Below are 18,672 nucleotides of genomic sequence, written 5' to 3'. Positions count from 1 at the left end.
TACAGTTTGATGCTGTTTTTTTATGAATATGTGCAGCGAATTACAGCACAAGTAAAAAGAGTTAGAAGGGAAAGCCCTTTTGTTACAGTCTTTTTATCGTTTTTTAGATTAATAAATAATTTCACATACATTTTAATTGAAAAGTATTGCACAAGTAAATAAACGTGTTATAATAAACGTGTAAAAGGTGTTACATAAATCACAAATAGATAAAATATTAGGGGGAACATGTAATGGAACAATGGAAAGGTTTTAATGGGAAAACCTGGAAAACGGAAGTAGACGTCCGTGATTTCATTCAAGAAAACTACAAACCTTATGAAGGAGATGCAAACTTCCTTGAAGGTCCTACCGATGCAACGAACGAATTATGGGCGCAAGTAATGGATTTGACGAAGCAAGAACGTGAAGCAGGCGGCGTTTTGGATATGGATACAAAAGTTGTATCTACGATCACTTCTCATGGCCCAGCTTACCTCAACAAAGACAAAGAAAAAGTTGTTGGTTTCCAAACCGAAAAACCTTTCAAACGTTCCTTGCAACCATTTGGCGGAATCAGAATGAGCGAAATGGCTGCAGAAGCTTATGGATACGAAATTGATCCAGAAGTTTCCATGATTTTCCGTGACTACCGTAAAACTCATAACCAAGGTGTATTCGATGTATACACACCAGAAATGCGTGCAGCTCGTTCTAATAAAGTAATTACCGGTCTTCCAGATGCATATGGACGCGGACGTATTATCGGAGACTACCGTCGCGTTGCTTTATACGGGGTAGACTTCTTGATGAAAGAAAAATTAAAAGATTACGCAGTAGTTGGAAACGGAGTAATGTCAGAAGACATTATGCGTTTACGTGAAGAAATGAGCGACCAATACCGTGCATTGAAAGAATTGAAAGAATTAGGAAACATTTACGGATTTGATATTTCACAACCAGCAGCAAATGCTCAAGAAGCGTTCCAATGGGTATACTTGGCTTACCTAGCAGCTGTTAAACAACAAAACGGGGCAGCAATGTCACTTGGACGTGTATCTACGTTCCTAGATATCTATATCCAACGCGACTTCAAAAATGGCATCTTGACTGAACAAGAAGCACAAGAAATCGTAGACCACTTTGTAATGAAACTGCGATTGGTTAAATTTGCGCGTACTCCTGACTACAATGAATTATTCTCAGGAGATCCAACTTGGGTAACGGAGTCAATTGGCGGTATGGGCGAAGATGGCCGTACACTTGTAACGAAGAGCAGCTTCCGCTTCTTGCAAACATTGAAGAACATGGGAACTGCACCAGAACCAAACTTGACTGTCCTTTGGTCCACTAAGTTGCCAGAACCATTCAAACGTTTCTGTTCACACATCTCTATTGAAACAAGTTCTATCCAATACGAAAACGACGATGTAATGCGTCCAGAGTGGGGCGATGACTACGGAATTGCTTGCTGTGTGTCCGCAATGCGTATCGGTAAACAAATGCAATTCTTCGGTGCTCGTGCAAACTTGGCTAAGTCCTTGCTATATGCAATTAATGGCGGTGTAGACGAAGTTACGAAGAAACAAGTTGGACCAAAATACCAACCAATTACTTCTGAATACCTTGATTATGATGAAGTGATGGAAAAATATAACATGATGAATGAATGGTTGGCAGGACTTTATGTCAATACATTGAATGTAATTCACTACATGCACGACAAATACAGCTACGAAAACTTAGAAATGGCATTGCATGACACAAACGTAATGCGCACAATGGCAACAGGGATTGCAGGCTATTCTGTAGCAATCGACTCCTTGTCCGCTATCAAACATGCAAAAGTAAAAGTAATCCGTGATGAAAATGGTCTTGCAGTGGACTATGAAATCGAAGGCGACTATCCAAAATACGGAAACAACGATGATCGTGCAGACGATATCGGTATCTGGTTGCTAAAAGACTTCATGAAGAAAGTTCAAAAACACAAAACATATCGTGATGCGAAGCATACTACATCCATCTTAACCATTACTTCAAACGTTGTTTATGGTAAGAGTACAGGAGCTACACCGGATGGCCGTGAAGCAGGCGTTCCGTTTGCACCAGGCGCAAACCCATTACATGGTCGCGACACACACGGTGCTCTAGCAAGCTTGTCTTCTGTTGCGAAAGTTCCTTACAAATATTCCCTAGATGGAATTTCCAACACCTTCTCCATCGTACCAAAAGCTTTGGGACGTGAAGCAGAAGTTCAAGAAGAAAACTTGTCCAATATGTTGGACGGCTACGCACGTAAAGGTGGACACCACTTGAACGTAAACGTCTTTAACCGTGATACCTTGTTAGATGCTATGGAACATCCAGAAAACTACCCACAATTAACAATCCGGGTATCTGGTTATGCCGTAAACTTCATCAAGTTGACACGCGAACAACAATTAGATGTTATTAATCGTACCATGCACGAAAGCATGTAAGATAATGAAGCTTGGAAAACGGATGGGCACTGCTCATCCGTTCTCCATCAAAGTGAAGGAACGGTTCCTTCATTTTGATGGAGAACAATTACAAGCAAAGAAAAGGAGTTTTTTATTATGTCGAATGCACTGACGGGTTTCGTTCATTCAACTGAAAGCTTTGGTTCCGTGGATGGACCTGGTATCCGTTTCATCGTCTTCCTGCAAGGATGCCGGATGCGTTGTCAATTCTGCCATAATCCAGATACATGGAATATTGGTGGAGGAAACGAAATGACAACTGATGAAGTGCTGGATATGGCTCTAGAATATCAAGATTACTGGGGCACAAAAGGCGGCTTAACAGTCAGTGGCGGAGAACCTTTGCTGCAGATTGATTTTCTTATCGAATTATTCCAAAAAGCTAAAGAAGAAGGCGTACATACTGCTCTAGATACATGCGGACAGCCTTTTACGTATGACGGACCCTTTTTCGAGCGTTTTGAAGAACTAATGGCCGTAACGGACCTCGTCTTAATGGATATTAAGCACATCGATCGTCAAAAACATAAAGAATTAACCATGTGGCCGAATGACAGCATCATTGAAATGACACAATACTTGTCTGATATTGGCAAACCAGTTTGGATTCGTCACGTATTGGTACCAGAACGATCCGATTACGACGAATATTTGATTCGTCTCGGTGATTACATTGCAACCCTAAAAAATGTACAAAAGGTAGAAATTTTGCCGTACCATAAAATGGGAATTTATAAATATGAAGCATTGGGAATTCCGTACAAACTAGAAGGAATTGACCCTCCAACAGCTGACCGTGTAGAAAATGCACGAAGATTGTTACGCTGTGAGGAGTACAAAGGATATCAAGTTAGCTAAGCAAAAGATAATAAGGGGAAAGGGGAAATATTCGTTGCCCTTTTCCCTTTTTTTGCTTATCATTACAAAAGAGACTGAAAAGAAAGAGGGACAAATATGGATAAATTACTAGTTTTTGGACACCAAAATCCGGATACAGATGCAATTACTTCTGCTATCTCTTTTGCGTATTATTTGAATCAAATTGGGGTAGAGGCTGAAGCCGTTGCTCTGGAAGGGCCAAGTGAAGAAACTGCCTATGCACTGGCACACTTTAACACAGAAGCACCGCGTGTTATTCAAACGGTTTCGAACGAAACCACTGCAGTAGCACTTGTAGACCACAATGAATTCCAACAAAGTGCCTCTGATATTAAGAATGTAGAGGTGCGCTATGTAGTAGACCATCACCGGATTACTAATTTCGAAACAGCGAATCCATTATACTACCGCGCAGAACCAGTTGGCTGCACGAATACGATCATCTATAAAATGTTCAAAGAAAAAGGAATTGAAGTGCCTGCAGAAATCGCTGGTTTGATGCTATCTGCTATTATTTCAGACACCTTATTATTCAAATCTCCTACCTCAACGGAGGAAGACAAGCAAGTAGCAAAAGAATTGGCAGAAATCGCTGATGTAGATGCAGAAGCGTACGGCTTAGAGATGCTTAAAGCAGGAACCAACTTAGGCAGCAAGTCAAACGACGAATTGCTAGACTTGGACGCAAAAACTTTCCCAATGGGAGATCAAAACGTTCGTGTGGCACAAGTAAATACAGTAGACATCCAAGACGTATTGAAACGCCAAGATGACTTAACGAAGTTAATGGAAGCTCGTAATGTAGCAGGAGGATACGACCTTTTCATCTTGATTATTACCAACATCATTGACAGCGACTCTACTATTTTAGTAATCGGAAATGGAGCCGAAAAAGCTGAAGCAGCATTTAATGTGAAATTAGCTGATCAAACAGCATTCCTACCAGGAGTGGTATCTCGTAAGAAGCAAGTAGTACCACAATTGACTGAAGCTTATAAAAAATAAACGTTCTTTGTACTTAAGAAACCGAAGTGAGTGAGTCCTCGCTTCGGTTTTTTGTACATAAACAGTTTTCAATTAAAAATAATGAAGAGTGGGTGGAAAATATGGAAAAGGAATTCAGAACAATCACTTACGGAGCTGGTTTGAAAGATGGGGCTATGAGGCTGAAAATCGATACCGGAGAAGGTACATTTGTGCCAAAAATGGTCGAGGTAAAAGCAAGGATTGACTTAGAAACTGGTGAAGTTCGTTTGTTTGTAGACAAACAAGATTTAGAAAAGTTGAGAGACTAATATATTGGAACTGTAAAATGGATTTCAGATTTCTGAAATCTATTTTTTTATTTTTGAAAAAGGAATCGTTGCGATAGTGAGCGCTAGAAGAGCTGTATCACGACGCAAGAAGCCGTATCGTGGTGATAGCACGTGATTCAGTGGCCGTATCACAACGAAAGAGCTGTTATCGTTGCGATAGCGAGTGGTTCAGTGACCGCATCGCAAGAGGGATTCATCTAAACGCTTAAAATTCACTTTATTCGATTATCTTTTGATGTATACTAAAATAGTAATCAATCTGTTAGAAAGAAGGGATGCCATGAATCCTTTTATTACCTTAATGCGCTATGTGGCATTAATTGGGGTAGGTATAGAGACCTATCCATCTTTCAATGAAATGGGCGTTACTGAAATTTGGTTAATTGGTTTCTTGATTTATGCTGTTAACTTCCAGCTTCGCTATTTTAATCTCCATCATCCAACTTTTCGTATTTTTTCTTTTTTGATTGACCTCTTATTTATTAGCCTATTTTACGCCAATCTTCATTTCTTAAGTTTATTTATGGGAGCTATTTTTATAGTAGATACATTCTTATTACAAAAGAGAAACTGGGCTTTCTTTCAATGTGCGTTATTCGCGCTTCTCTTATTGGTTTTGACAGAACTCAATCAGCTTCGTTATGAGGTCTTTCAACTCGTGTTTCTTGTGTTTTTAGGTTTTATTTCCTTTATCATCGCCGATTACCGGATACGGAGCGAGCAACTAGAGAAGGAGCAAATTGAGTTTCAGCATGTGATGAATGAAATGCAAAAAAATAAAGACGTGATGGAACAATATATGGGCTCTATGCGGGATTTGTATACCCTAAAGGAGCGGAATCGGCTGTCTCGCGAACTACACGATTCAGTTGGACATAGTTTGTCTACGATTATTATTCAGCTCGGTGCGATTACAAAGTTGGCAGAAACCAAGGCACCTGCTGCAGCTCAAATGAGTGGAGCTCTGCGAGAATTCGCTACGAAGAGTATGCAACAAGTGAGGGAACAGCTGGCGGAAATGAAACCGGATCATTTTAGCCGGAATCAAGTGTTTACTGCTATTGATGAAATGGTTCAGGACTATATGAAGAACACCTCCATTCAAGTTAATTTCGGGATCTCAGAGCAGTTATGGTTTCTATCTGAGAAACAAGAGTTGTTGCTATACCGTGCAATTCAAGAGTTTCTTTCTAACACGACGAAGCATGCGGAAGCTTCTCGAATTAATATTTTTCTTCATTTTAATGAACAGGACTTGATATTGACGATGAAGGATAACGGAAAAGGGACGGACACAGTAGTGCCGCATCTAGGTTTGTTGAGCATTAAAGAACGGGTTGAAGAAGTTCATGGAAGTTGTACGGTAACTACTTCACCAGGAAATGGATTCCAATTACAATTAAAACTAGTAAAAGAGCAGAGGGGAATGGAACAATTTGATTAAAGTTGCATTGATAGACGATGAACAGTTAATCAGGGAAGGCATGAAGATCATTTTAGAATCTCAGCCAGAATTAACAGTCGTCGCCAGCGGATCAAATGGAAAGGAAGCCTTTGACATTTGCGCCCAGCAAGATGTCGATATCGTTTTGATGGATATTCGAATGCCGGAATCAGATGGAATCGAAGGTACCCGTCTCATAAAAGAAAAGTTTCCAGAAGTAAAAATCCTTATCCTTACCACATTTAAGGATCACGAATATATTCATACCGCCTTGCAATTTGGCGCCTCTGGATATTTACTGAAGGATAGTACCCCGGAAGCCATTTACAACGGGATCAAGACTGTGTTGAGTGGAAATACTGTCTTTCATGCTGATGTTTCTTCTTCCCTGATGGAACAGGATCGAAAAGTCGACACCAGACAGTTAGAAGTGCAGTACGATTTGACCGAAAAAGAAATGAAAATCATTCAGCTGGTAGCACAGGGATTGTCAAATAAAGAAATTTCGCAAACTCTTTTTCTCTCAGAAGGAACCATTAAAAATAATATGAGTATGATTTTGAACAAACTAGAATTGCGAGACCGGACCCAACTAGCTATTTTTGCTTATAAGAATCATCTGATGAAGGACTAAAGAGTGACTTTTGTCACTCTTTTTTTGTTACTTTTAGGAATTGGAAGACCATTAAACAGAGTCTATACTTAGTACAAAGATAAGGGAGGGAACATCATGGAATTTGTTACGATTCAGAATATTACCAAAAGATTTGATAAAAAGACCGTCGTAGATGACGTCACATTCTCTATAAAAAAAGGTGAAAAGTTCGGGTTGATTGGTCCAAATGGTGCTGGGAAGTCAACGCTCATCAACATGCTGACAGGACTAGTGGAAGCTGATGCAGGAACCATCACGGTAGACGGGAAAACAATTAAGAAGAATCCAATTGATGTCAAAGCCAAGATAGGTCTTGTTCCCCAAGAATTAGCCTTAATGGAAACAATGAATGCTTACGACAATCTGGAATTTTTCGGCAGTCTGTACGGTCTGAAAGGGAAAGAACTGAAGCAGGCTATTGAACAAGCTTTGGCGGTGACAGGATTAAGTGATCGCCGCAAGGAAAAAGTGAAAAAGTTCTCCGGTGGGATGAAACGGCGCTTAAACATCTCCGCAGCCATCATGCACCGCCCAGAGCTTTTAATTTTAGATGAACCAACTGTAGGGGTAGACCCTCAATCCAGAAACTATATTTTTGATTTTATTAATGAATTGAATGAGCAGTATGAAACTACGATTCTTTATATTTCTCACTATATGGAAGAAGTAGAAAGTTTGTGTGACCGTATTTTTATCATGGATATAGGGAAAGAAATCGCCTTTGGTACGAAAGAGGAAATAAAATCCATGATTCGTACCAATGACAAAGTAGAGTTAGAACTAGATTCTATGAGCGAAAAACTATTGGCAGAAATCCAACAAGTTTCTGGCGTGTTAAGCGTTCAAAATGAACTGGGTAACGTTCAGTTGCTAGTAGACGCAAAGAGGTTCCAGTTGCGAGAATTAATAGCTGCTATCGAACAACAAAATGGTGATTTGAAAGGAATTCGGATTGAAGAGCCAAGTTTAGAGGAAGTATTCCTAAGTATAACCGGGAAAACATTACGAGATTAAGGAGGGCAAATATGAAACTATATTATTATTTGCGCATGATTTTGCGGGCGATTTTTTCCCAATTGCCCATTCTATTCCTGACTTTTGTGATTTTTCCATTCGGTTTATCTTTCTTCCAAAGTACAAGCATGGGGAGTATGTTCGAGCCTACCATTGAGGATCCAAACATTGAAGTCCATGTAGTAGATCAAGACGGAAGTGAACGATCACAAATCATGATGGAAACAATTGAATCGGATTCATTTGCTCCAGTATTTGACTTCAAAGAAGACCCAGTTGACGCGGAATACCTTGTCGAAATTCCGGAAGGTTTTGGAAATGGGATTGAAAATAATCAGCTCCTACCGATTGAGATAGAAGGGAAGAATGCAGCTTCACGAAATTCGGGTCGGATTTTGCAATCGGTTTTCAGCTCACTGACAGAAGAGTTGGCAAAGGCAACCTATATGGAAAACGTCTTTACCGGAACAATTCTATCTGACCAAGAGCTGGCTGCTGTTCAAGCAGAAATTACCGCTATTCAAGAAGCGGACTTGATTGTTGAAGAAACTTTTACTTCTGAAACGATGCTCTCGTCACGTCAATACTTCTCCGTAGTGATTATTTCTTATATTTTACTCATGTTCATCTCAACGAATGTTTCTGCCGAAGGGATGACAGAGTCCATTGGGTTTGAGAAAAGGTGGCGCGCCGCCCCAGTCACGAAATTGGAGTCATGGATTTTAGAAGTGGTAGGGAATGTGTTACAAACTTTTATGTTCCTTGTTGCTTATTTTGTAGTTTGGCGCATCGTGGGAGGGATCTTCACTGAAAATCCATTTTATATTCTCCTCATTGCACTGCTTCATGCGATTGTTGCCAGTCTGATCAATACATTTATCACCCACACATTCAGCCAAACCGTTGGGAAGCTAGTCGTTAACGCTGCGCTTTTCTTCGTCTTAGTTTTTGGTGGGATGTTGGGTCCACTGGAAAGAACCACAGATATGGCAATTTTTGAGAAGTTAAACAGCCAAACGGTTTCCTATTTTATTACAAACCCGTATTGGAATTTGATGAAAGGCAATAATTGGCAAGGAATTTCAGAAATGGTTCTCCAGTTGGCCCTTTTAATTGGTGCACTTGTTGTGATGAATCTGCTTAGTTTGAAATTCGGAAAGAAGGTGTCAGTATGAATTTTCTCTACTTGATATGGCACCATATGAAGCGTATCATGAAAAATTCTCTGTTAGTCACAACCATCATTGTGATGCCGATTGTAGTCAACTTTTTCGTCATCTTCTTGAACAGTAATACAGATGTAGCATATGGAAACTATGTTATCCAGGTTGCTGATGAAGGAAACGCTTGGGAAGAAGTAATTCCGGAAGAGTTTTTAGATTATGTAGTGCAGCAAGAAGAGTTAGAAGCCCAATTTGATAAGTTGGAGAACGGTGAAATAGCTGCTGTCTACCAAATTCCAGAAGATTTTACCAGTCGTCTGGAAGAAGGGGAACTTCCAGAGATTCTTCGCTACACAAGAGAAGATCAACCGGGTGATGTATTGTTTGAGAAGCGCATCCAGGAAGTTTTAAAAGGACTAGAGATTACGAACGTACTCGTCGAAAATGGTTTAGTAGAAGAAAACAGTGAAGGGGTAAACTTGGATGCAGCGGAAGCCAAGCTCTTTTTCCAAACGGAGGAACTTGATTCAAACTTTGCAGTCACGATCATCCTGCTTATTTTCTACATCTTGATGAATGCTTCCTTCATTTCAGGAGATATGATTTCATTTAAAAAGAACAATGTCCTGCAGCGGATGATTGTGTCACCGAACCGAGACTGGGCTCTCGTCACCAGTATGATTCTTGCGTACGCCGTTTTCCTTTTTCTTACCAATGTAGTCATTCTTTTCCTATCGAAAATTGTACTTGGTTTCTCTGTTTCTCAGCTACCGCTTATCATCTGCTTACTATTGGTCACCTGTATATTCAGTCTTTCCATTTCATTTGCACTCTTTCGTCTTTTCAAAAATGAAGGAGTTGCTCAATTTGTGGGACTGTTTTACAGTGTGGGAAGTGTGATGATCAGTATGTTGGCTCAAACAGGGGCGGAAGGGAAGGTCATTCAAATCCTCTCTCTGTTTACTCCCGTTTACTGGGTATTAGAGGCGCTAGATCGAAATCGATTTTTCCCTCATGTTTTTATTCTCCTCTTGATGTCTGCAGTTCTCATTACAGCAGGCAGCTATAAGTTAAAAGACTTCGTCAAAAGTATCTAAAGAGAAACTCCACCATTCTTTCTTGGTGGAGTTTTCTTTTTGGTATATGATAGAATTAGGAAAAATTAAAAATAGTTCAAATAAATGTATCTTTAATTCGAGATAGACGATAGAATAGAAAACGAGGAGGGCGAAATAGATGAAAATTGGCGTTCTATCTGATCTCCACATTGACCGGAATGAACGGAAACTAGCGCCCGGTGATTCATATGATAAACTCTTAGCTGAGCTTTTGTATGCAGAGGAGATTGATTTATTATTAATGGCGGGGGATATTAGTTCTGATTATCATGACTCACTGGCGTTTTTAGACAAGATGAAGAACCATCATGTCTCAAAATTATTCTTTGTTCCAGGTAATCATGACTTTTGGTCGATTCGTAATCATCAAACAAATACGGACGAAATATACCGGATTTTCTGCGAACGAGAGGAATCTCTTGTAGGTCGTCCGTACCAGATAAACGAAGAGTATGCGATTGTTGCGAATCCAGGGTGGTACGATTATGGCTTTGCCAGTTCTAAATATTCTCTTGAAGATTTAGAAGAGAAAAAGCTTCGGTTTGGCGGTTGGAATGACCGGCTCTATGTTCATTGGAACCAATCAGACCGCGAGGTAGCTGCATCCATGTTGCAACAGATTGAAGCAGACATCCAGACTGTACCCGAACAGAAAATCATTCTCATGACGCATGTCGTCACCCACCCACAATTTACGGTGCCTTTGCCCCACCGGATTTACGATTACTACAATGCTTTCTTAGGGAGCAAGAGTTACTTGAAGCTCTACGATGAATACCCAATTTCTCATAGCATTATGGGCCACGTTCATTTTCGAAAGAGTCTAAAAGAAAATGGAATTCGCTATTATTGTGCTTGTCTAGGAAATGGAAATCATTGGTGGACAGATGATCCACGCATCGAGCTGGCTTACACACTAGAATCATTTACTATATAAGAAGGAAGGTCGAAAAATATGCAAAAAAACGATTGGAAATTAGGAAAAGTTGTCTTAAACGTAGCTGATTTAGAAAAAATGTCTGCATTTTACGAAGAGATGATGGGGATGGATGTTCTGGAAAAACAGAACGATTCCGTTACATTAGGAGTCGCTGAAAGCAAAGAAGCGCTAGTTGAATTGGTCAACGTTCAACCAGGAAGAAGGAAAGCAACAACCGGTCTCTTCCACTTGGCAGTCCTCTTACCGTCCCGTTCTGATTTGGGAGAATTTCTCTATCACTTGTTGGTGAAACGTTTTAACGTTCAAGGAGCGAGTGACCATGGCTACAGTGAGGCTATTTATTTCAACGATCCAGAGGGAAATGGAATTGAAGTATATGCGGATAAGCCCCAATCAGAATGGGATATCCGTGAAGATGGTCGTATTGAAGGAATTACCATTGCTATGGATGCGGAAGGTGTAATTGGTTCCGTTAAGAAAGCATTCGAGGGATTACCTGCTGGAACAATGATGGGTCACGTACATTTGACGGTTCGCGACGTAATAGAAGCGAAAAACTTCTACGAAGGAGTGCTAGGCCTAGACTTAAAGTCTGAATACTTTGGACAAGCTAATTTCTATGCTTCAGGTGATTATCATCACCACATCGGTTCAAACTCATGGGCAGGGAAACAATTGCCGCCAGCTGAAGAGAATCAATTAGGACTAGCGTACTTCACTTGGGAATTACCGAATCAAGCAGAGAAAGAAGCATTATTAGGAAGACTTAACGAACAAAACTGGGAGTATCAAGAAACCAATGGAATCATCATCGTAAAAGATGATAGTGGGATTGAGCAACGCTTTTTGGTGAAAGAAGCTCGTTAATATCTGCTACAAATCATTCTCGTATGCTATACTTTGTGCATAATAAGAGAGACAGGCAGGTGTGTCGGATGAAGTGTTTTCAATTAGGAGACGATCATCAGTACCGAGAGGTAGGAGAAGGGGAACGGGTGGACTGGATTCATTTTGAAAATCCTGACGAAGAAGAACAAAAGCTGCTTCGTGAACACTATCAAATTCCAAAAGATTTTATTTTGGATGCGCTAGATCGTTACGAAGTACCTCGGCAGGAAACAGTAAAAACGAAAGACGGTACTGCCCTGCATCTATCGCTCGTTCTTTATCCAGAAATAAAGAAGCAGCTGACTAGTTATAAAGAATATGAAACCTTGCCGCTAGCCATTATTATGGCTGGCCAGCAACTTCTTACCATCAGCACGAGGGAACCTTCTTTTCTAGAAGGAGTGTATCAAGACATTGACCCAAATCATTACCCTACAAAAGGTAATGAAATCGTATTGGATATTCTTTGGGAACTGACCAGTGCTTATATAGCAGGGATTACTGAAATTGATGAAACGATTCAAGATATGGAAGAAAACATAGTCGATTCAACGAAAAACGAGTCGTTCTATCGCCTCATTGCGATTCATAAAAACTTAGTATACTTCCATACAGGTATTACGGAAAACCACCGAATCATCCAACACTTCATCAAGAGCGAGCATTATGCAGAAGATGCTTCAAGCCAAACGCTGTTGCATGATATTCAAGTTATTTCTCGCCAAGCAGCAGTAATGGTAAATGAATCAAATCAGATGATTGATCATTTAAGTGAGGTATTTTCTAGCGTGATTTCAAATAATTTGAATAATGTAATGAAATTCCTTACCTCCCTAACGATTGTCCTGACGATTCCAACAATCATTGGCTCCTTTTGGGGAATGAATGTAGGCTTGCCGCTTGAGAAGAACCCGTTTGCCTTTGTTTTATTGATTATTATTTCCATTTTACTCAGCATCATTACCGTATTCTGGCTGAAGAAAAACGATTACTTATAAAAAAACGACAACCTGATGTGGTTGTCGTTTTTTTCTATAGCCAAGAACCAGAGAACTGATGGATGGCATAGGTATCTTCTGTATCATTAATCTCATAAGTCCAATAACTTTTTGGTGAAAAGTAAACACGTGGGAAAATCGTAATGCCCATAATTTCTTGTTTCTCGTTATTTAACTCTAACCCTTCTTCTTGAAGAATTTCAGTGATGCGAATAACATTCGTTGTTTCATCTAAAGAACCATCTTCTTGTTTGAAATGACGATCTTCATAATCCGCATATAATAACTCAATGGTTGGGTGATGCGATTTTGCTGCAATAATCCCAGTAGAAATAGTGGTCTCAATTTCGAACCCCATAAAGGCATCTAACTCTAACAATGGGTCAAGTGGTTTTACCACTTCCATGTCTGTATCCATATAAACGCCGCCGTATTCCTTTAGCGCGTATAATCGAGCGACATCGGAAACAAATGCCCATTTACCTGCTTCATAGGCTTCTTTTACATAATCACCCATGTTATTTACGTCAAAGGTCTCTTCGTTCCATGCCATTACTTTATATTCTGGACAGTGTTTTTTCCAACTCTCCATCGTTTTCTTTTCTTTCTCTCCTAGTGGATTACCGCCAAACCAGCAGTAGTGAATAATTTTTGGTATCATATACGGTTCCTCCCCTTATGCAATAAATTTTCAAAAGCGATACTTTTATTGTAAACGAAGATCGTTTTTTTGACCAATTATAGCTATTGTTGGTCAAAAAGATTTGACAAAGAATCACTAGTCGGCTATAGTAACAAAAAAGAGAATATTAAATTACAATGTGAATGTGAGGCTGCGAAAACCATCAGTAGGAAACGAAAGGGGAATTCGCCGAAGTACCAAGCGATTGGTGCTGGGGCTATATTGAAAAAGTATGGCACTGTCAGGATAAAATGCCCAATTTTATCTATCGATGAGCCATTCATGTTGGGGCAAAAGGACGATCCCAATCGTGAGCCTTTTGCTCACGGTTTTTTTGTATTCTAAAAACTTATACAAAGGGGAAAAAGAAGATGAAAAACAGATGGAAAATGACAGCAGCAATGTTCGGAGCCGTAGCACTTTTAGCAGGATGCGGAGCTGAAGATAGCGGAGAAAATACAGGAACTGAAGAAGACGGCCAATTTGTTGTGGGAATGGAAGCAGCCTATGCCCCTTATAACTGGACGCAAATCGGTGAAGAAAATGGTGCAGTCCAAATAGAAGGTTCGAATGAATACGCGGGTGGTTACGATGTTGAAATCGCAAAACGGATTGCGGAAGGATTAGGTCAAGAACTCGTCATCGTGAAAACAGAATGGGATGGGTTAGTTCCTGCTCTTCAATCAGATAAAATTGACGCAATTATTGCGGGTATGTCGCCAACCGAAGATCGTAAGGAAACCATCGACTTTAGTGATCCATACTTGGAATCTCAACTAGTTATGGTGGTAGCAACAGGTAGTGAGTACGAAAATGCTACTTCTTTAGCTGATTTCTCCGGAGCAAAAGTAACGGCACAGTTAAATACGTTCCACTACGGGATGATCGACCAAATCGAAGGCGTAGAAAAACAAGCCGCAATGGAAAACTTTTCAGCGATGCGTGTGGCGCTTCAATCTGGCGTAATCGATGGCTATGTTTCTGAATACCCTGAGGCAGTCAGTGCAGCACAAGCCAATGAAGATTTCACCTTTGTTGAGTTTGAGGACGGTTTTGAAACGAATCCAGAAGATACGACCATTGCGATTGGTCTCCGTAAAGGCGAAGAAAAAATAGAAGAGATAAACGAAATCTTGAGTGAAATCACGGAAGAAGAACGTCAAGAACTAATGGATCAAGCAATTGCCAATCAACCATCTGCTCAGTAATGAAGGAGTTTAATCATGCTTAATTTATGGAATATTTTTCAAAGTAATGCTCCTTTATTTCTAAGGGGAGCATGGGTCACCATCTATGTCTCTATGATTGGTACAACCATAGGGATTGTGATTGGCCTGATTCTGGGGGTTATCCGTACCATCCCTCAACCGGAGCGCGGATTCAAGCGTTTCTTCTTAAAGACCATCCACTTTATCTCTACTTGTTATATCGAACTGTTTCGGGGAACACCAATGATTGTACAAGCGATGGTTATTTATTATGGTTCAGCATTAGCTTTTGGATGGGATATGGATCGTACACAAGCAGCTATCTTCATTGTGGCAATCAACACCGGTGCTTATATGACAGAAATTGTTCGTGGAGGGATTGTTTCCATCGATAAAGGTCAATTTGAGGGAGCTGAAGCCATTGGAATGAACCACTGGCAAACGATGCGTCTCGTTGTACTTCCACAAGTGTGGCGCAATATCCTTCCGGCAACAGGGAATGAATTTGTTATCAATATCAAGGACACCTCTGTACTGAATGTTATTTCCGTAACGGAACTTTTCTTCCAAGCGAAGACTGTAGCGGGTATTAATTTTGACTATTTCGGTCCATTTACTGTAGCTTCAATCATCTATCTCATCATGACCTTTACCGTTACGCGGATTCTCCGCTATATGGAGAAACGAATTGATGGACCAGATAGCTACCAAATGATTGGTGCCAACCAGCATCAAGTTTTACCGACTGAACAAGCCATCAGCAAAGGAGTTCAACCATGACTGCAGTTTTACAAGTTAGCCATTTAAGCAAAAAATTTGGTGACCGAGAAGTTTTGAAGGACATCAGTTTTGATGTTCAAGCAGGAAAAGTAATTTGTCTGATTGGTGCCTCTGGTTCGGGGAAATCGACCTTATTACGCTGTTTGAATCTTTTAGAAAAACCAACTACTGGTGAAATTTCCTACCAAGGGAAAAGTATCCTAGATGAGCGAATGGATCTTTATCAATACCGTTCTAAAGTAGGTATGGTATTTCAACAATTCAACCTTTTCAATAATATGGATGTTTTACAAAATTGCATGATCGGACAGATGAATGTCTTGAAACGCGATAAAAAAGAAGCGGAAGAGCGTGCGCTCCATTTCCTTCGTGAAGTAGGAATGGATCCATTTATCCACGCGCGTCCGCAACAATTATCCGGCGGCCAAAAGCAACGGGTTGCCATTGCTCGAGCATTGGCGATGGAGTCTGATATCTTACTCTTTGACGAACCAACTTCAGCGCTCGACCCCGAGACTGTGGGGGAAGTATTACGGGTAATGAAGCTATTAGCAGATAAGGGATTAACCATGGTTGTGGTAACCCATGAGATGCAATTTGCAAAAGAAGTTGCTGACCACATCATTTTCATGGATGAAGGTGTGATTGCCGAAGAAGGACCACCCGAAAAAATATTCAACAATCCAGAAAATGAGCGCACAAAAGAGTTTCTTCACCGCGTGTTATCTGTTCCGTTATCATAAAAAAAGCGGCTGGGACAAAAGTCCCAGCCGCTTTCCTGTATACGAATATTTGCCTCTTAAACGTGCTTCAAAAGGCAGACCCGACGTCATTTTGTCATGATTGTTGCTGCTTTAGCTGCTTACGGATATGGTATGCGTTAGAAGATTCGGTTTGTCACACTCTGTTTTTTATTTCAAGAATCTTTGAATATACGTTTTGAAGTAGGTATTATTTGGATCCTTCACAGCTGCCTGGAAGACAGACTCTGATATATACTCAGGTTTCAAATAATACTGTCCAGCCAAGTTTTTGGTGAGCGTTACAATTCCTGGTGCAAGTTTCGGATAAAACTGCTGTAGTGTACCGTCTACTATAAAACGATCACTTCCGTCTTCATAAAGTAGGAAACTCGTAATCACAATTCTACCGTCCGCACGCCTCATGCCAGAGATACCAATTTGGATTGTTTCTAACCACTGTTCTACATTCATTGATAATGATAAGGAGGACGAGGGGAACTGCAACCGAATCTGTCGCAAGGTTTCTTGCACCCAAATCGCTGATTTCCCTTTTACTGCCAGACTATAGTCCTCTGACGATCGTGTTTCTAGGTAACTACCAAAGATAAGGTAAGGATTGCCACAAGAAGCGAGGAAACTTAACCCGTCCATCTGAGCTTTTTCTTCTTTCTTCGTGACGGGAAGTGGCAGCTGTTCTTGATGAAGAGAAGCGATCAAATCTGATTTCCGGAAACGGTAATCACCTTTGCTTCCTTTCGTTTTTATAAAAGAGAGCCGACCGTCCCGTACCATGTTCCGAATCGTATTCGTATGAACACCTAAAAAATGAGCAGCCTCTTTTGTACTGTATAATTTCTCGTCCATAATAACCCTTCTTTCGACATAGGTTTTCTGTCTGTATTGTACTATAAAATCAGATAAATGGTAACAAACCATGACAAGATATCGATTTTTATACCATTTATTAAAAATTAAGATACAATATTCCTAACGAATCTAAAAAGGGGGGAAATGCGTGGTGAATGAGGAAGAGACGCTGAGTGAAGCCGAAATGATCCTAAGAGAGCTAGATACAATTAGCCAGAGATATTGGAATTGGAATCGAGAAGTAGAGCAGATGGTTTCTATGATTCAGAATCAGATTGTAAGGGAAGAGCAAGCTTCTGCTTATCATAAAGGGAATAGAACGTTCGCTTACTTAACTAACAACACGGGAATTTGGCTACAGACGAATGGCCCAGATGCCAACCAAATCCTAAGTTATCTATACTTTGAGCAGCGGTACGATCAGCTGATTACTTCTTTTAAGGAGCTAGAAGAAAAAGTCCAACGTCATTCTTATCGAGAAATCGTTGATCGATTGCTTAAAAATCATTCACCATGGTCAAAGGTCATTTCCTTCTTTGCAACTAGAAAAAGAAAAGAACAAATTCAAAGAGATTACGAGCTATTAAGTACCTTTTGTCGTGAATATAGACTAACTACACTTAAAATTAAACAAGATTGGAATGAAATAATCGTTCCAGATGTCGTTGAAATCATAAAAGACTTTCAGCAAAATGAGCACGTATACTATCAAAAGCTTGAAGAATTATATGGAGTAAGGAAAGCCCCGTTATCATTAGGACAATATGAAGAGATTTCTCGGTTACGGGATGAGACATACGTACAAAATTATTTGCTCGATCAGCTGATCACATTTCATGACAAACTTAATCAAGATGCTCAGAAATCTATTTACGCGATGAAAAAAGAGGATATCGACAAGCAATTTTATGAAACTACCATAACAGAATTCGAGGAAATGTATCCAGGCATCTTAACGAAGTCAGAAAACTTGCGAAATGTATATGTATATACTCTTGAAGAGCTAATTGAACATAAAAAATATCAACCTGAAGATACGGAAGATGCTGTCGTTCGGCAGTTAACTATTTATTTTCAAGAAATTACTTTTTCCTTGCCAATCAATTTCCAACCGGCATTACGATTGAAGGAAGAATCAATTCTCTTAAAAGTACTGTCCGTATATATGAACGAAAAGAATGAAATGGAAGAAATCATTCGCTTAAAAGAAGATTTTATCCGGTACCAGACAATCATTCAGCAAATGGAGTTCTTACAGATTGATACTTATTGGAAGGTTCAACAAATCTTTAAAGACAATGAACAACCTGAATTATTCATACTCCTGAAATCTTCTTGAAAAATGTCTTTTTTAACGTTTAAGCATTCCGATTTTTTTGTATCACATTGATTTTACTAAATCGACCAGATATTTTGGGTTCACATCAGGCAACTTCGGGTTTGAGCCCTATTTTTGGGCGCAGGAACCCCTTGGGTTCCATCTGATTTTTTAAA

At 40.0% G+C, this 18,672-nt stretch carries 16 protein-coding genes, 1 pseudogene and 1 riboswitch; of the genes and pseudogenes, 15 read left to right on the top strand and 2 right to left on the bottom strand.

Annotated elements, in window-relative coordinates; genetic code table 11:
• Window positions 1-233 precede the first annotated feature (233 nt).
• From pflB to PVE40_RS04280, 12 genes are all read left to right on the top strand, one after another.
• Window positions 234-2,462, top strand: a complete 2,229-nt coding sequence (gene pflB / locus PVE40_RS04335; protein WP_274730664.1) for a formate C-acetyltransferase — start codon at window positions 234-236, stop codon at window positions 2,460-2,462.
• Between the two features lie 117 nt (window positions 2,463-2,579).
• Window positions 2,580-3,341: a pyruvate formate-lyase-activating protein gene (pflA, locus tag PVE40_RS04330; protein ID WP_274730663.1), complete on the top strand. Its 762-nt coding sequence runs from the start codon at window positions 2,580-2,582 to the stop codon at window positions 3,339-3,341.
• A 96-nt stretch (window positions 3,342-3,437) separates the two neighbouring features.
• Complete coding sequence (locus tag PVE40_RS04325) at window positions 3,438-4,367, top strand: manganese-dependent inorganic pyrophosphatase (RefSeq protein WP_274730662.1); 930 nt, start codon at window positions 3,438-3,440, stop codon at window positions 4,365-4,367.
• Window positions 4,368-4,468: 101 nt separating this feature from the next.
• Entirely contained in the window at window positions 4,469-4,657 is a 189-nt protein-coding gene (locus tag PVE40_RS04320) for a hypothetical protein (protein ID WP_274730661.1), read from the top strand.
• Between the two features lie 301 nt (window positions 4,658-4,958).
• Entirely contained in the window at window positions 4,959-6,122 is a 1,164-nt protein-coding gene (locus tag PVE40_RS04315) for a sensor histidine kinase (RefSeq protein ID WP_274730660.1), read from the top strand.
• Complete coding sequence (locus PVE40_RS04310) at window positions 6,115-6,756, top strand: response regulator transcription factor (protein ID WP_274730659.1); 642 nt, start codon at window positions 6,115-6,117, stop codon at window positions 6,754-6,756. The genes PVE40_RS04315 and PVE40_RS04310 overlap by 8 nt, the downstream gene beginning before the upstream one ends.
• 96 nt (window positions 6,757-6,852) lie before the next feature.
• Window positions 6,853-7,791, top strand: a complete 939-nt coding sequence (locus PVE40_RS04305; protein WP_274730658.1) for an ABC transporter ATP-binding protein — start codon at window positions 6,853-6,855, stop codon at window positions 7,789-7,791.
• Between the two features lie 11 nt (window positions 7,792-7,802).
• On the top strand, window positions 7,803-8,966 hold the full coding sequence (locus PVE40_RS04300) for an ABC transporter permease (RefSeq protein ID WP_274730657.1): 1,164 nt from the start codon (window positions 7,803-7,805) through the stop codon (window positions 8,964-8,966).
• A gap of 38 nt (window positions 8,967-9,004) precedes the next feature.
• Window positions 9,005-10,051, top strand: coding sequence for an ABC transporter permease (locus PVE40_RS04295; protein ID WP_274730656.1), 1,047 nt, complete (start codon window positions 9,005-9,007; stop codon window positions 10,049-10,051).
• A gap of 139 nt (window positions 10,052-10,190) precedes the next feature.
• Entirely contained in the window at window positions 10,191-11,009 is an 819-nt protein-coding gene (locus tag PVE40_RS04290) for a metallophosphoesterase (protein WP_274730655.1), read from the top strand.
• Window positions 11,010-11,027: 18 nt separating this feature from the next.
• Window positions 11,028-11,879 carry a VOC family protein gene (locus PVE40_RS04285; protein ID WP_274730654.1) on the top strand — a complete coding sequence of 284 codons (852 nt, stop codon included), beginning with the start codon at window positions 11,028-11,030 and terminating at the stop codon, window positions 11,877-11,879.
• A 68-nt stretch (window positions 11,880-11,947) separates the two neighbouring features.
• The gene (locus PVE40_RS04280; protein WP_274730653.1) at window positions 11,948-12,898 is read left to right on the top strand and encodes a magnesium transporter CorA family protein; all 951 of its coding nucleotides are present in this window, start codon (window positions 11,948-11,950) and stop codon (window positions 12,896-12,898) included.
• Window positions 12,899-12,932: 34 nt separating this feature from the next.
• Here PVE40_RS04280 and PVE40_RS04275 read toward each other — a convergent pair whose 3' ends face one another.
• The gene (locus PVE40_RS04275; protein ID WP_274730652.1) at window positions 12,933-13,559 is read right to left on the bottom strand and encodes a glycosyltransferase family 32 protein; all 627 of its coding nucleotides are present in this window, start codon (window positions 13,557-13,559) and stop codon (window positions 12,933-12,935) included.
• A 157-nt stretch (window positions 13,560-13,716) separates the two neighbouring features.
• A riboswitch (Lysine riboswitch) is annotated at window positions 13,717-13,867 on the top strand.
• Between the two features lie 84 nt (window positions 13,868-13,951).
• Here PVE40_RS04275 and PVE40_RS04270 point away from each other — a divergent pair.
• Both PVE40_RS04270 and PVE40_RS04265 read left to right on the top strand, forming a co-directional pair.
• Window positions 13,952-15,568: pseudogene (locus tag PVE40_RS04270) on the top strand (ABC transporter substrate-binding protein/permease).
• Window positions 15,565-16,311 (top strand): amino acid ABC transporter ATP-binding protein, encoded by a 747-nt coding sequence (locus PVE40_RS04265; RefSeq protein WP_274730651.1) that lies wholly within the window; start codon window positions 15,565-15,567, stop codon window positions 16,309-16,311. Before PVE40_RS04270 ends, PVE40_RS04265 begins: the two are co-directional and overlap by 4 nt.
• A gap of 168 nt (window positions 16,312-16,479) precedes the next feature.
• On the opposite strand, the gene PVE40_RS04260 is transcribed toward PVE40_RS04265, so the two are convergent.
• Window positions 16,480-17,175 (bottom strand): helix-turn-helix domain-containing protein, encoded by a 696-nt coding sequence (locus tag PVE40_RS04260; RefSeq protein WP_274730650.1) that lies wholly within the window; start codon window positions 17,173-17,175, stop codon window positions 16,480-16,482.
• A 151-nt stretch (window positions 17,176-17,326) separates the two neighbouring features.
• Here PVE40_RS04260 and PVE40_RS04255 point away from each other — a divergent pair, with 151 nt between their 5' ends.
• Window positions 17,327-18,517 (top strand): hypothetical protein, encoded by a 1,191-nt coding sequence (locus PVE40_RS04255; RefSeq protein WP_274730649.1) that lies wholly within the window; start codon window positions 17,327-17,329, stop codon window positions 18,515-18,517.
• The last annotated feature ends 155 nt before the right edge of the window (window positions 18,518-18,672 follow it).

Origin of the sequence: Jeotgalibaca caeni, assembly GCF_028863945.1 — a bacterium.
Taxonomy (GTDB): Bacteria; Bacillota; Bacilli; order Lactobacillales; family Aerococcaceae; genus Jeotgalibaca; species Jeotgalibaca caeni.
This window is presented reverse-complemented; position numbering and strand designations above follow the sequence as displayed.